At 44.2% G+C, this 11,995-nt stretch carries 14 protein-coding genes; 6 read left to right on the forward strand and 8 right to left on the reverse strand.

Translation table 11 applies throughout. The features are described from left to right. Positions 1-68 precede the first annotated feature (68 nt). Complete coding sequence (locus B3O12_RS12865) at positions 69-488, forward strand: hypothetical protein (RefSeq protein WP_286748029.1); 420 nt, start codon at positions 69-71, stop codon at positions 486-488. A gap of 81 nt (positions 489-569) precedes the next feature. Here the strand turns inward: B3O12_RS12865 and B3O12_RS12870 are convergent, their stop codons facing one another. Further along, positions 570-1,316, reverse strand: coding sequence for an HpcH/HpaI aldolase family protein (locus tag B3O12_RS12870; RefSeq protein WP_286756567.1), 747 nt, complete (start codon positions 1,314-1,316; stop codon positions 570-572). Positions 1,317-1,438: 122 nt separating this feature from the next. Here B3O12_RS12870 and B3O12_RS12875 point away from each other — a divergent pair, with 122 nt between their 5' ends. Continuing rightward, a complete protein-coding gene (locus B3O12_RS12875) occupies positions 1,439-3,052 on the forward strand; it encodes a hypothetical protein (protein ID WP_286756568.1) in 1,614 nt (537 codons plus the stop codon). Between the two features lie 324 nt (positions 3,053-3,376). Continuing rightward, the gene (locus tag B3O12_RS12880) at positions 3,377-4,615 is read left to right on the forward strand and encodes a cation:proton antiporter (protein WP_189630901.1); all 1,239 of its coding nucleotides are present in this window, start codon (positions 3,377-3,379) and stop codon (positions 4,613-4,615) included. Between the two features lie 6 nt (positions 4,616-4,621). Here the strand turns inward: B3O12_RS12880 and B3O12_RS12885 are convergent, their stop codons facing one another. The 6 genes from B3O12_RS12885 to B3O12_RS12910 form a co-directional block, all read right to left on the reverse strand. Then, positions 4,622-5,386: a hypothetical protein gene (locus B3O12_RS12885; RefSeq protein WP_286756569.1), complete on the reverse strand. Its 765-nt coding sequence runs from the start codon at positions 5,384-5,386 to the stop codon at positions 4,622-4,624. 28 nt (positions 5,387-5,414) lie between these two features. Beyond that, complete coding sequence (locus tag B3O12_RS12890) at positions 5,415-6,062, reverse strand: L,D-transpeptidase (protein ID WP_286756570.1); 648 nt, start codon at positions 6,060-6,062, stop codon at positions 5,415-5,417. A 1-nt stretch (position 6,063) separates the two neighbouring features. Continuing rightward, the gene (locus B3O12_RS12895; RefSeq protein WP_286756571.1) at positions 6,064-7,158 is read right to left on the reverse strand and encodes a L,D-transpeptidase family protein; all 1,095 of its coding nucleotides are present in this window, start codon (positions 7,156-7,158) and stop codon (positions 6,064-6,066) included. A gap of 216 nt (positions 7,159-7,374) precedes the next feature. After that, positions 7,375-7,980, reverse strand: a complete 606-nt coding sequence (locus B3O12_RS12900) for a hypothetical protein (RefSeq protein ID WP_189630897.1) — start codon at positions 7,978-7,980, stop codon at positions 7,375-7,377. A 300-nt stretch (positions 7,981-8,280) separates the two neighbouring features. Beyond that, positions 8,281-8,991: a TIGR00266 family protein gene (locus B3O12_RS12905; RefSeq protein ID WP_286756572.1), complete on the reverse strand. Its 711-nt coding sequence runs from the start codon at positions 8,989-8,991 to the stop codon at positions 8,281-8,283. 49 nt (positions 8,992-9,040) lie between these two features. Continuing rightward, positions 9,041-9,418: a Dabb family protein gene (locus B3O12_RS12910; protein ID WP_286756573.1), complete on the reverse strand. Its 378-nt coding sequence runs from the start codon at positions 9,416-9,418 to the stop codon at positions 9,041-9,043. A gap of 167 nt (positions 9,419-9,585) precedes the next feature. On the opposite strand from B3O12_RS12910, the gene B3O12_RS12915 reads away from it, so the two are divergent. The 3 genes from B3O12_RS12915 to B3O12_RS12925 are packed head-to-tail and all read left to right on the forward strand — an operon-like array spanning position 9,586 to position 11,512. Next, entirely contained in the window at positions 9,586-10,326 is a 741-nt protein-coding gene (locus tag B3O12_RS12915) for a YHYH protein (RefSeq protein WP_286756575.1), read from the forward strand. Further along, the gene (locus B3O12_RS12920) at positions 10,327-10,905 is read left to right on the forward strand and encodes a toxin-antitoxin system YwqK family antitoxin (RefSeq protein ID WP_286756576.1); all 579 of its coding nucleotides are present in this window, start codon (positions 10,327-10,329) and stop codon (positions 10,903-10,905) included. Further along, positions 10,871-11,512, forward strand: coding sequence for an SCO family protein (locus B3O12_RS12925; protein WP_286756578.1), 642 nt, complete (start codon positions 10,871-10,873; stop codon positions 11,510-11,512). The genes B3O12_RS12920 and B3O12_RS12925 overlap by 35 nt, the downstream gene beginning before the upstream one ends. On the opposite strand, the gene B3O12_RS12930 is transcribed toward B3O12_RS12925, so the two are convergent. After that, a complete protein-coding gene (locus B3O12_RS12930; protein ID WP_189630890.1) occupies positions 11,504-11,953 on the reverse strand; it encodes a hypothetical protein in 450 nt (149 codons plus the stop codon). The genes B3O12_RS12925 and B3O12_RS12930 overlap by 9 nt on opposite strands. Between the last annotated feature and the right edge of the window lie 42 nt (positions 11,954-11,995).

Here is an 11,995-nt window from a genome sequence, read left to right on the forward strand (position 1 = left end):
CGGCATGACGTTCTTTTCGTACATTGAACTCAGATTAAACTAACAACACACAACTCGTAAATCGCTTCATGACTAAATCAGAGATTAAAAATTATCATAGAGTTATTGGATACGTAAACCTATCGTTGAGTGTCATGCATTTAATCTTCTCGAGGAATAGCGATCTTTCAGGCAGGCTCTTTGAGGCTATTCTCATTAACCTCGGATATCACATGCTCTACTACTACTTCGCTCTAATTTACAAGCTCACAACCAAGGTTAGATTACTAAACAAATTCAATAAAGTAGCCTTGTTAATTATGCTTAAACTTTTCGCAATTTTCGGCATACTTGGTTCTGCTTCTTTTGGGATTCTAACCATTTTTGATGCAATAGACTCCAGTAAACTCCACGAACTATTTGGTATATGTATTCCCTTTGGACTGTTCCTTGGGGCAAATTCACTTCTAAGAGATATTCAAGAAGAAAGCCAGAGTTTTATGGCCTAAAAGACATATTCCGCAGTAGAAGTTTTTATACTTACTAACCGCCACAACTCTGCTGTTGACTTTCTAAAAATGAATCTTGACTTAGCCTAACTCTTTTAAAACACTTTTCCCTTTTTCAATCAAAAATCCGGTATCTGTTCCACAGGCAATAAGTTGGTAGGGCTCCTTCTGCCTGAAAGGTTTAACCGCCTCCGGAGTAGTACCAAAGTAGCCCATGGGAATTCCTGCTTTATCACAAGCTTTTTCAACTTTATCGATGGCTACTTTCACCAGCGCATGCTCTACTTGCCCGGCCACTCCAAAACTGGCAGAAAGATCATAAGGCCCAATAAAAACCACATCAATCCCTTCAACCTCCACTATTTCATTGATGTGATTCACCCCTTCGAAGTGCTCTATTTGAATAACCACCAGCGTTTGCTCATTGGCCTTTTCTACATACTCCTTAAAGCTAAGTCCATAGCCATGGGCACGGGCCGCACCCACTCCGCGCACCCCTTGCGTTGGGTATTTGGCATAAGAAACAATTCGTCCAGCCTCCTCGGCCGAATTGACTTTCGGTACAATAATGCCTTCAGCCCCCGTATCGAGCACCTTTTTAATACTAGCCTCGCTCAGCTCCGCCACCCGCACCAGAGCGCTACATTCCGGTTTCATAGCCTGAAGCATCCGTTGCAACTCCAAAACTCCATGCGGCCCGTGCTCAAGGTCGATAAACAACCAATCGAAGCCCACCTGGCTCATTATCTCAGCTATTTCAGGAGAAGGCAGGCTCAATAGCGTACCCAATAGTGTTTCTCCCTGCTGCAGTCTTTTTTTCAGGTTCATAGCTCAAGATAATGAGCTTTGACAAACTTTTGCTTTTCAGTACCTTTCAGAATATCGGCTTTAAGTTGACAAAGCCAGTGGCATGAGCAAACTGCATAGTTTTGGCGCCTATGAACAGCCCCATGAGAAAAACACTGAAACGCATTGGTATTTCGCTACTGATTATTGTGGGGCTTTTAGTCATATTTGCCACGTTTTTTCTCAAAGGCATAGTCAACAATCAACTCAAAAAAGAGATTAAAACCACCTTTGGCGGATTCTACACGCTCACTTTCCAAAAGAGCGCTACCTCCCTTTCTACTTCGGGGTTTAATGTGCAATACCAAGGCGTCACCTTTCGATCCGACACCAGCAGCCACTCGGTAGGCTCGCTTCATCCTCCCCTTTTCTTTAAGGCAGAAAAGCTCGATGTATTAGAAATCAATGTGTTTGAACTCCTTTTTGGATCGACCATTAAGACCGGACGAATAGAGATAGACAGACCGGAAATGATATTCTTTGTGACCGATGATTCCAAGGCAAAAACCAACCATGCTGAAAAGGAAACATCGCAGCCCATTAGGCATATTGTAGTAGGCAAACTAAACATAAAAGAAGGAAAGGCTTCTTTTTTGGCCGATCGCAACCACCGCGATACCCTAGGGACAGGGCAACAACTGGATCTGGCAATCGAGAACCTAAACCTTAACATTGAATCTAACCTTAATTTTCTCCATTCGGCTACTTTAGACCAGTTCAAACTGGCTCTCAAGAAGCTAAAAATGAAACCTCGTGATGGGCAATACAGCTATTCCATCGATCAGATGCACTTCGATTACCAGAAAGAGGTACTGCGTTGCCTCGGGCTTAGCATGGAACCTCAAGGCAATCCGGTTCAAATGGCTGCCCACTCGAAGTACCGAAGGTCGGTTTTCCAAATCACTACCGATTCTATGGTTTACCACTCCGATAATTTCAGGACACTCAAAAATCGGCAGTCCATTGATGGTAGTTCCCTAAAACTCTACAAGCCGCGGGTGACTATTCATCGTCACAAGAGTCTTCCGCTCAATGAAAACCAATACAAACGGCTGTTTCATGAATCATTACTCGCTCTGCCCCTTGAGGTTGAATTAGATAGTGTGCAGATAATAGACGGGCATATAGACTACCGGATATACAGCAATGAGGTACAACCCGGCAACCTGGTACTCAGTCGGTTGAATGCTTTAATAGCACCAATAAATACACGACAGCGCACCACTATTCAGGCACAGTTTAATGGACGCTTTATGAACGCATCGGCCTTTTGGTTACAACTGAACCTCCCCCTTTCTACCCCGGAAAAACACAGTTACAAAGGGGAAATTGAATCTATGAAATTTACTGCGCTCAATCCGCTCATTGCCAATTTGACCCGTGTGCAGATGGAAAACGGCACACTTGAACATATAGCTTTTAGTGGTACGGGAGGCACCTTGCTAAACCAGGGCCAAATGACTCTCCGCTATTCTGATTTTAAATTTTCATTGACTAATAGAGCCAATGATAAACGGTGGTTGCAGTCTGGTTTGGGTAACCTATTAGTTCGTGGCAGCAACAAAACCGATAAGCAGGGCGAACCTTTAACCATCAGCTACTCTTATAAGCGACCGCCCTACAAGGATCACCTCGATTTATATGCCGGAGGACTGATTGACGGATTTGCCCAGGGCGTTCTACCCAAGCTTATTTATCAGTTAGTGATGCAGGATTGAGGGGGCGGGAAGCGGGAAGTATGAAGCGTGAAGCTAGTTGCGTGAAGCCGTGTTTCCACAATCCAACACCTGACTTTGGGTATCTGTAATCTCTAGCCTTATCCTTTTCCATGCCGAGCTCAGCCGAAGCATCTGCGAGTATTTAAACTTGGGCAGACCCCTCTCTAAAGTCGGGATGGGGAAAACTGGGACGTGAAGGGAGCGCCAAGTTTTGAAAATCCGATATCTAGGCTCAAGCGTGATTTGCACACAATTCAATAAAGCCGTTGGGCAATATGAAGCAAACAACTTATTTTGCCATAGGTCTAAACCATTGCACAACCTATGGACATTTTTGCAATCATCACCATTCTTACGGTACTCTCTGCTGCTTTCGCATTCATAAACACACGCTTCCTGAAACTACCCTTTACCATTGGCCTGATGATTATTGCCATGTGTTTTACACTGGTTATTCTGGCCCTGGGGCAGTTCAATCATAGTATACTGGAGCAGTCTAAACAGCTAATTCAATCCATAGATTTCAAAACTGTATTGCTCGAAGTAATGCTGAGTTTCCTGCTCTTTGCAGGAGCACTGCACACCAAACTGGATGAGCTTTCCAAACAGCGCTGGCCAATAATGCTATTCGCCACATTTGGGGTAATCACTTCAACTTTTATAATTGGGGGTATTTTCTATTTCGTTACGCAAGCAGTTGGCCACCCCATTGAATTCATCTATTGCCTTTTGTTTGGTGCACTTATATCTCCTACCGACCCTATTGCTGTATTGGGCATATTAAAAGACGCTAAAGCACCCAAGAAACTTGAGATTAAAATTGTGGGCGAATCGCTCTTCAATGATGGCGTAGGCGTAGTGGTTTTCCTTGTTATTTTCGCCATTGCCCAAAAAGGTATTGCCTCAGTAGAAGCCGAAGAAGTTGGTCTTTTATTCTTCGAAGAAGTGTTTGGTGGTATTGCTCTGGGTTTGGTACTTGGCTGGCTGGGTTTTCAAATTATGCGCACGATTGACCATTACGAAACGGAGGTAATGATTACCCTTGCACTTGTAATGGGTATTTATACCATTGCCCATTACGTACACTTTTCAGGGCCTCTGGCCGTAGTAGTGGCCGGAATTTTCATAGGCAACAAATCGCCAGAAATTGCCTGGTCCGATACTACCCAAAACTACGTGGATAAGTTTTGGGAATTGGTCGATGTATTTCTGAATGCCATTCTCTTTGTACTCATTGGCTTCGAGCTATTAATTGTGGTAATTAACGGAGAGTACATTTTACTCGGAATACTAGCCATTCCTATTACGCTGATTGCGCGATACATTGCCCTGAAGGGTCCAATTATGCTTTTCAATAAGAAGTTGGAGTTTATTCCTAAAACCGATCTTATTATGACCTGGGGCGGAATACGCGGAGGTATCTCTATAGCATTGGCTCTATCTCTGCAGCCTGAAATGGAGCGGGAGCTATTCTTAACCGTAACCTATGTCATTGTGGTTTTCTCCATTATCGGTCAAGGCCTCACCATTGGGCCATTGGTGAAGCGGGTACTGCGCAAATAATAGACATCAACGATAGTAGATCACTACTTTGGGCTGTTCAGGAAGGGCTCTATATATAGCGGTTAAAGCTTTGTTTTCAGCTTCCAGATAAACTTTGGGCTCGTACGTATATTGGCTGAATGTAATCACCGATTTTAGAAATACCCCTCTCCTCCTCCAACGATAGGCCGAGTATAGCTTACGTCCTGTTCTCCCTCCAAACTTGTTGGCCTCATCGCTTAAAATAAGCTGTGTGCCATTGTCTAAGGCAAGGTGCACGAAAGCCGGGTCGTAGATTAACGAGTCGGGAGAAGTTACAGAAGCCAAAAACTCTTCCTGAGTTTTGGGAGCCACCTTTTCGATCACAGGCTCCTTTACAATGTTTGCTTGCGAGAAGACTGTTTTTCGAGGAATACTCCACTGTGCCCAATATACCGATGTGTTCAGTCGCTTTATCAGTGGGTCAACCTCAATGGCGGTGGCTTTTGCCTGGTAGATGGTTAATCCATTCATAAACAGGTTAATACTGCTGTCTGCCAGGTTAACTAGCAAATGAATAGAGTCCTTTTTCGGCAATTCCAAGAGAGCTTTTCTTAGAGCCAGTTCACGTTGAAGGGAGTCCAATGGAGCCGTATTAACCGGCCAAGGCCCATTCTTTGCACGAGATGCTTCAATGGGCTTTTCCCAATCATTCAGCTTATGTATAGGTGCCATTACCCATTGCGCCAATGTAACCAAAAGTATCAGGCATAGGCCAACTCCCACCACCAAAGCGGTACGCTTGTGTTTCATTGACCGGATTATTGACAGACTCATTTTTTTAGAATATAAACACCTTGGAACCCATGGGCAGCGACTTATAAACCAGCTCAAGGTTTTCGTCATCGAGACGAATACACCCGTGGGTGACAGGAAGTCCCAGAAATCGCTGAAACAAGGTGCCATGAATGAGGTATCCATCGCCCAGGCTCAGAGAATAGTCTCCCAGTACTCCATATTCGAAACGAGATGGGTGGTTGGCCGATGGTACCGGCAGCCCTTCTTCCACAAAGGCCCAGTCTGGCTTTTTCCAAACCGGATCTTTGGTTTTATTCCTAATCCTAAACTCTCCTTTAGGTGTTTTGAACATCCACTTTTCTTTTTCGCTTTTTTTGAGCAGCACATAACTACCGGTAGAGCAAATGTCTTTCTTCACCATTTGTTCTCCTTTGTATAGGTAAAACTCGTTGACCGTACTATTCACTACGAGGTAGTGTCCTTTGGGAACATTTGCCCTCAGTTTCTGATCGAGTTCTTCGAGTTCTTTTTGGCCCGTATGCTCTAAAGCCATCAGTGTTGAATCACTTACACCGGGCGACCAACTGATGGTGACCAAGGCAATGGCAAGAGGCTGCAAGTTGAACAGTACTACAAGTACAGCTACCACAGAAGCCGATATCCAAACTGATTTATGAACTTTTGTAATCATATTATTTACCCTTTCCGGGCACGGTTAAAGCCCCTACAATTACTACAGGGGTATTTTCTACAACAGCATCAAAAATCTTATCCATATCCTTGTTTTCCAGGGCAACACAACCATCGGTCCAGTCAATCCCCTTACCTCCATCGCCATGTATTTCAATCAGATTGCCAATAGAGGCATTGGCGGGTATTAGGCCACTAGCCTTGTTTTGCTTAAATCGCTTTTTGTCTTCCTCGTTGGGATAATCGAGCAATAACGCTTTGTAGTATCGGGTTTGTCCGTTCTTCTTTTTGCGAACGACTTTGTAATGACCTTCCGGGGTTGTTTTATCACCGGCCTTCAACTTGTCTCCCATCCAGTTGGCACCCAGCTCTACCTTGTAGGTGGCCACAGCTTTGCCGGCTTTGTATATGGTGCATTTTCGCTCATACTTTTCCACCACCAAAAGAGCTGTACCCTTTCTTTTAGACTCTTCTATGGCTTGGTTTACCAGCCTGTTCCACTGCGGAATTTCTTGTTCCAGTTCGGCCACCAGTTTTTTTGCCCTTTCTGAAAGTTGACGCGTATCTTTTTCCAGTTTATCAAGTCTTTTCTCGAGTGCTTCCAGATTATCCTGAGCCAGGGCATTGTTAAGTTCTTGTTGAACCAGCTTACTACTTGCCAAAAGCTTTACTTCTTCCTTGCTGAGTGGCAAATGCTTGAATTGAGTATCGAATTGTCTTAACTGATTTTCTACAGATGCCAGCCTGTGGAGATAAGCATTCAGCGCCTTTTTAGCGGCTTGCGAGGCTGTATTTGCAGCTTGTTCGGCTATTTGAGCTGCTTTTTGGGCATGCTGCTCTACGGTTTTAAAATTTCTTAGCAACAGAAAACGCCTGTTTTGCTGTGTCCAGCCGGTCATGGCCGAATCGTAATGAGCCGTAGCTTGTTGCAACTGCCGTGTGGCATATGCACCAGCCTTCTGTTTTTCGGCCTGTGAAATCTTTTCGCGCGCTGCCTCCAACACTTGTACGGGGGGCTTCGGCAAGAAAATCACTCTTAGAACAACTGTGAGAATAATTAGGGCCATTATGGCCAAAAACAACCTTTTCAACTTCATGAACGCACCTCTCTAAAAAGCAAACAGTTGGCTAAATCTCGAAAAGTGGGTTGCCTCAGAAACTACCCCAACTTCACATGCTTCGTCAACCTTAAACCACCTAAATGGTAGCCGATGAAGCAATTGCCAGTCTCCGAGACTTAGCCAACTGTCTTATAATAAAAATCCCCTTGGGGCCGAAGCCTTTCCGGGGACCTTCAACCAATTACAAATACATTACTTTCTGTTAGAAGCAGTTTTGTATTTGCTGATCACTTCTGTTAATTCTGTATTGATGGCACTTGCCTTTTCTCTGGCAGCGCTAAGTTTTTCCATGGTTGGTTTCAACTCACCGTTCTGATACATGGCGTTTGACTCGTTTACAGCAGACTCAATTACATCTAGCTCAGCTTTGATGGCAACAAGGGCAGTTGCGCCTTCCTTACCTCTCGGGGCCTCGCTAATTAAGTTTCTGCCTTCAACCACCAGGTTTTGAACCTCTGTAATGGCAAACTCGATTTCTGCTTTCAACGACTCAATAGCCTCGTTGGTGTTGGCAGTCACTTGTCCGGCCATTTCAGTTACAGCGTTTAGCTTCTCTACGGTTTTGCTGTAGTTCTTGAAGAATTTAGATTTTTGCTCTTCAAGGCTAGTCATAGCAACGGCCATAGAATCGTTAAGCGCCTGGAATTGATCGGCTACATAAACATCGGCACCTGCAGCTTTTGCCTGCTCAATAGCAGCATTAGCAGCGTCTACTTCTGCCTGAGGCAGCTCAGCACAAGATGAAAGGCCAATAATGGCAATAAACAATGCACTGATAAATGTGTACTTGGTTTTCATAATTAGTTATTACTCTGTTTTTAGTTTTAGTATGCCCTGTGGGCTTCTTCATTTTTCGAGCATATGACGTAACCTTAGAAAAAGGTCACAGGTGGAAGGCAAAAATATTTTTAAAAGAGCGAAACCTTTTATAACTAATTGAAATACAGAAAATTAAAAACCATAACAGATGCTTCGGCTGCGCTCAGCATGGAAAAGGAGAAGGCTAGAAATTACAGATACCCGAAGTCAGATGTTGGAATACGGAAACCCGGCTTCACGCTGCTAGCTTCATGCTTCGCGCTTTCAACATAAACTCCTCTAGTCGTTGCCCCTTCTGGCCGGAGGTAAGGCATGATGAATCCGATCGACCAACTTACTGAATGGAAGGCTTTGCAAATACACCTTACCGGGCCCCTGCAGGTTGACCAAAAACAGTCCTTCTCCTCCAAAAAGAGCATTTTTAAACCCGCCTACAAACTGAATATCGTAATTAACGGTGCGGCTAAAAGCCACTACACAACCGGTGTCTACACGCAGTGTTTCTCTGGGCTGCAAGTCTCTTTCAATAATGGTTCCTCCTGCATGAATAAAAGCCAGTCCGTCACCCGTAAGTCGCTGGAGAATAAATCCTTCGCCTCCAAAAAGTCCGGCTCCAAGACGCTTGGTAAAGGCAACTTCTATTTCAACCCCATAGGCCGCACATAAGAAGGCATCTTTCTGACAGAGAAACTCCCCTCCCATTTTAAGTAAATCTATAGGGACAATTTTTCCGGGGTAAGGTGAGGCAAAACCTACTTTTTGCCGACCGGTACCTATGTTGGTAAAAGAGGTAATGAAGAAGCTCTCTCCGGTAAACATCCGCTTAAGTCCTTTCATAAGTCCGCCTCCTGTACCGGTTTCCATTTGGATGCCTTGGTCCATATACATCATTGTTCCGGCCTCAGCTCTTACTGTTTCCTGTGGGTCGAGCGTTACCTCCACCAATTGCATATCATCTCCTATTAATTCATAGTCTATTTCGTGTGCCATAATATTAGTTAAGTGATTAATTGTAATATCGTTTCAATATTGCTTAGGCTTATTCGGCCTTGTAATCTACTACTACAGAATCTTCAATAAGTTGCCCATGTTTACGTCCAAAGGCTACATGAGCCGGGTGAATAAGGTACAAATCTCTGTCCTTTTCGTTTTTAAAGGTGAGCAAAAAAACATGGGTCATACCTTTATCGTACCCTTCAGGACTCACGTTGAGCCCCCACTCAAAAGATTTAACTAAATCTATTTGCTGTTGCAGGCCGGCAAAATCTTCAATAAGACGGTTTACCTGATCTTTTGTGGCTTCAGGAATAAACTTAAAAGTCACCACGTGCCGGAGTTCACCTTTCATTTCGGGTAATGGTTGATTACAAGAGTTCATAAGTAACAAACTCATTAGCAGTATAGCGATTCTCTTCATGGTTTAGCGCAGAGTTAATTTCAAAGTTAAGAGGAGTATCTGAAGCACAAGCTATCTCCCCTGAACCAACAGGTTCACCCTCAGTTTTTAAAAAGTGACAGAAATTTAAGGTTCATCCGCAAGTTATCTACCGGGCTGGCATCTAAGAAGCAAAACCATAATTAACCATGAAACAAAAGACACTACTTTTTTCAACTCTTCTACTTGCACTGTCTTGCTCCGACTCTGGCGATGGTAATGCGCCTCAAGATGAGGTTACGGATGTACCGGCTGTTTATCAACGCTTTACAGATAACGTAACGCTTTATGTTGAAGGAGAATTTTTAGTCATTGAAACAGACGACATCCCCAACCACCCCAGCCCATACTTTAGCCAGACAGACTCGCGATACGAAGCATACAATGGCGGCAACAGCAATTTCCATAGAAACCCTAATACCATAGCCGAGCAAAACATTACCCTGCGAATTCCCCTCAACCCTACTCCCGCCACCCAAAACGAAGCCACGCCTCTGGGTGCTATAGGCATTAGCCTGAATGGGGTTGTTTTTTTCAATCAGTATGCAGGCCCCAATAATCAGCCTTTAACCAACGAAATCGATTCTTTTGATCAGTATCTGGGACACCCGGCCAACTCGGGCAACTACCATTACCACCAGGAACCTCTTTACCTAACCACAAACAATGGGTCTGATGCTCTTCTGGGTTGGTTACTGGACGGGTATCCGGTGTATGGCCCGGTAGAAAACGGTAGTCGGGTGAATAATGGGCAATTGGACGAATTTCATGGGCATAGCCATGCCACAACTGACTATCCGGAGGGTATTTATCATTATCACATCACCGATGCCGACCCTTATATTAATGGCAGTGGTTTTTATGGTGTTGCAGGAACGGTGACCAACTAAATGAAACGACTGAGTCCTTATAGCATCTTGTTTATTCTTGTCCTGGTGGTTATAGTGACTGCAGCAAGAATACCTCACCACACCATTGATGCCAATGAGCTGAGAAGGCAGGGGGGCCTTTTTTACCATAAGGATAAACCCTACACAGGCAGAGCCATAGAGTATTACCCAAGAGGCGAAATAAAAGCTGTTCGGTACTATGCAAATGGCAAGCGCCAGGGCAGACAAAGGGGCTATTATGAAAGCGGGCAGTTGGCTTATAAACGCTATTACATGCAAAATCGGAAAAGTGGCCTGCACCTGGGCTGGTGGCCCAATGGTCAGCAAAAGTTCATGTACTCGTTTAGAGATGGTATAGCGGAAGGCATTAGCAAAGAGTGGTCTGAGTCAGGCACTTTGTTAAGGGCTATGACTTACCAAAAAGGCAAAGAGGATGGCGCACAAAAAATGTGGAATGAAGACGGAAGCATTCGCGCCAACTATGTGGTAAAAAACGGCCGCAGATATGGCCTAATAGGACTAAAGAACTGTAAATCTGTAAGCAATGAAATTGAAGGTTTTACTGCCATTGATTATTAGTGTAGGTCTCACTGCCTGCCATAGCCCCAAAAAAATTGAGGGCTTGCCGTTTTTTAATTCGGCCAGCTTTAGCCCTGAATGGATTTCTAGCAATGACGAAGCCTTTGGTCAAATCCATACTATTGCCCCGTTTCAGTTTATCGATCAGAATGGGGTTCTGTTTGGAAGCGAACAATTGAAAGGAACTCCTTATGTGGCTGACTTCTTCTTTACCTTGTGTCCAAGCATTTGTCCTAAAATGACCAGCAACCTGGCAGAAATTCAAAATAGCTTTGAAGCCAGCGAAGTGCAACTGGTTTCTTTTAGCGTAATGCCCTGGGCCGATTCGGTGACGGTGCTACGAGACTACGCTGAAGCTCGGGCAATTGATGACAAGCAATGGCATTTACTCACCGGAGACACAGGCGCCATTTATACTCTGGCTCGAAAATCTTTCTTTGCTGAAAAAGAAATGGGGCTGAACAAAAACTCAAATGAATTTTTGCATACCGAAAACTTCATTCTGGTAGATGGTAGCGGAAGAATTCGAGGGGTATATAACGGTACGCTGAGCCTGGAGATGAAACGACTGAAGGAGGATTTACAGATTCTCCTGACTTCAGGCTAACAATTCGGCACACCATTTTATAGCCTCGGCCGACCATACCACCAATATTCCCAACCTCGATTTTATTTTCTTAAAGCTTTTAAGAAAGAGCACACCGAATCCTAACAGGTAGAGCATTCCGAAAATATATTTGGGAATCATCTCATCGAAGCCAAGCACCTCGGAAACCGTAATGAGTACTATTACAACAGCAGTACCAATGAGAAAGGCTTTGTGGTAGTTTTTCAGGTTTAACGAATTGGCCGACTCCACAGAAGCTAACACTGAGCAAAAAGCAAATACATAGGTACCAAAAGGGCCTATACCCATTATGGGATCGAGATAGATAATGCTAGACAAGGCGAGCATTACTGTGACCATTTTGGTTAGTGGTTTTCGGGCAAAACGCACTAAAATAAGTCCGGCCAAGGCACAGACTAAAGTTAAGGTTGAAGAAATCATACGGCTCTGTAAAGGTAGTAATTATTAACCACCAATATCCTG

This window comes from Roseivirga sp. UBA838, from assembly GCF_002296035.1.
GTDB lineage: Bacteria > Bacteroidota > Bacteroidia > Cytophagales > Cyclobacteriaceae > Roseivirga > Roseivirga thermotolerans.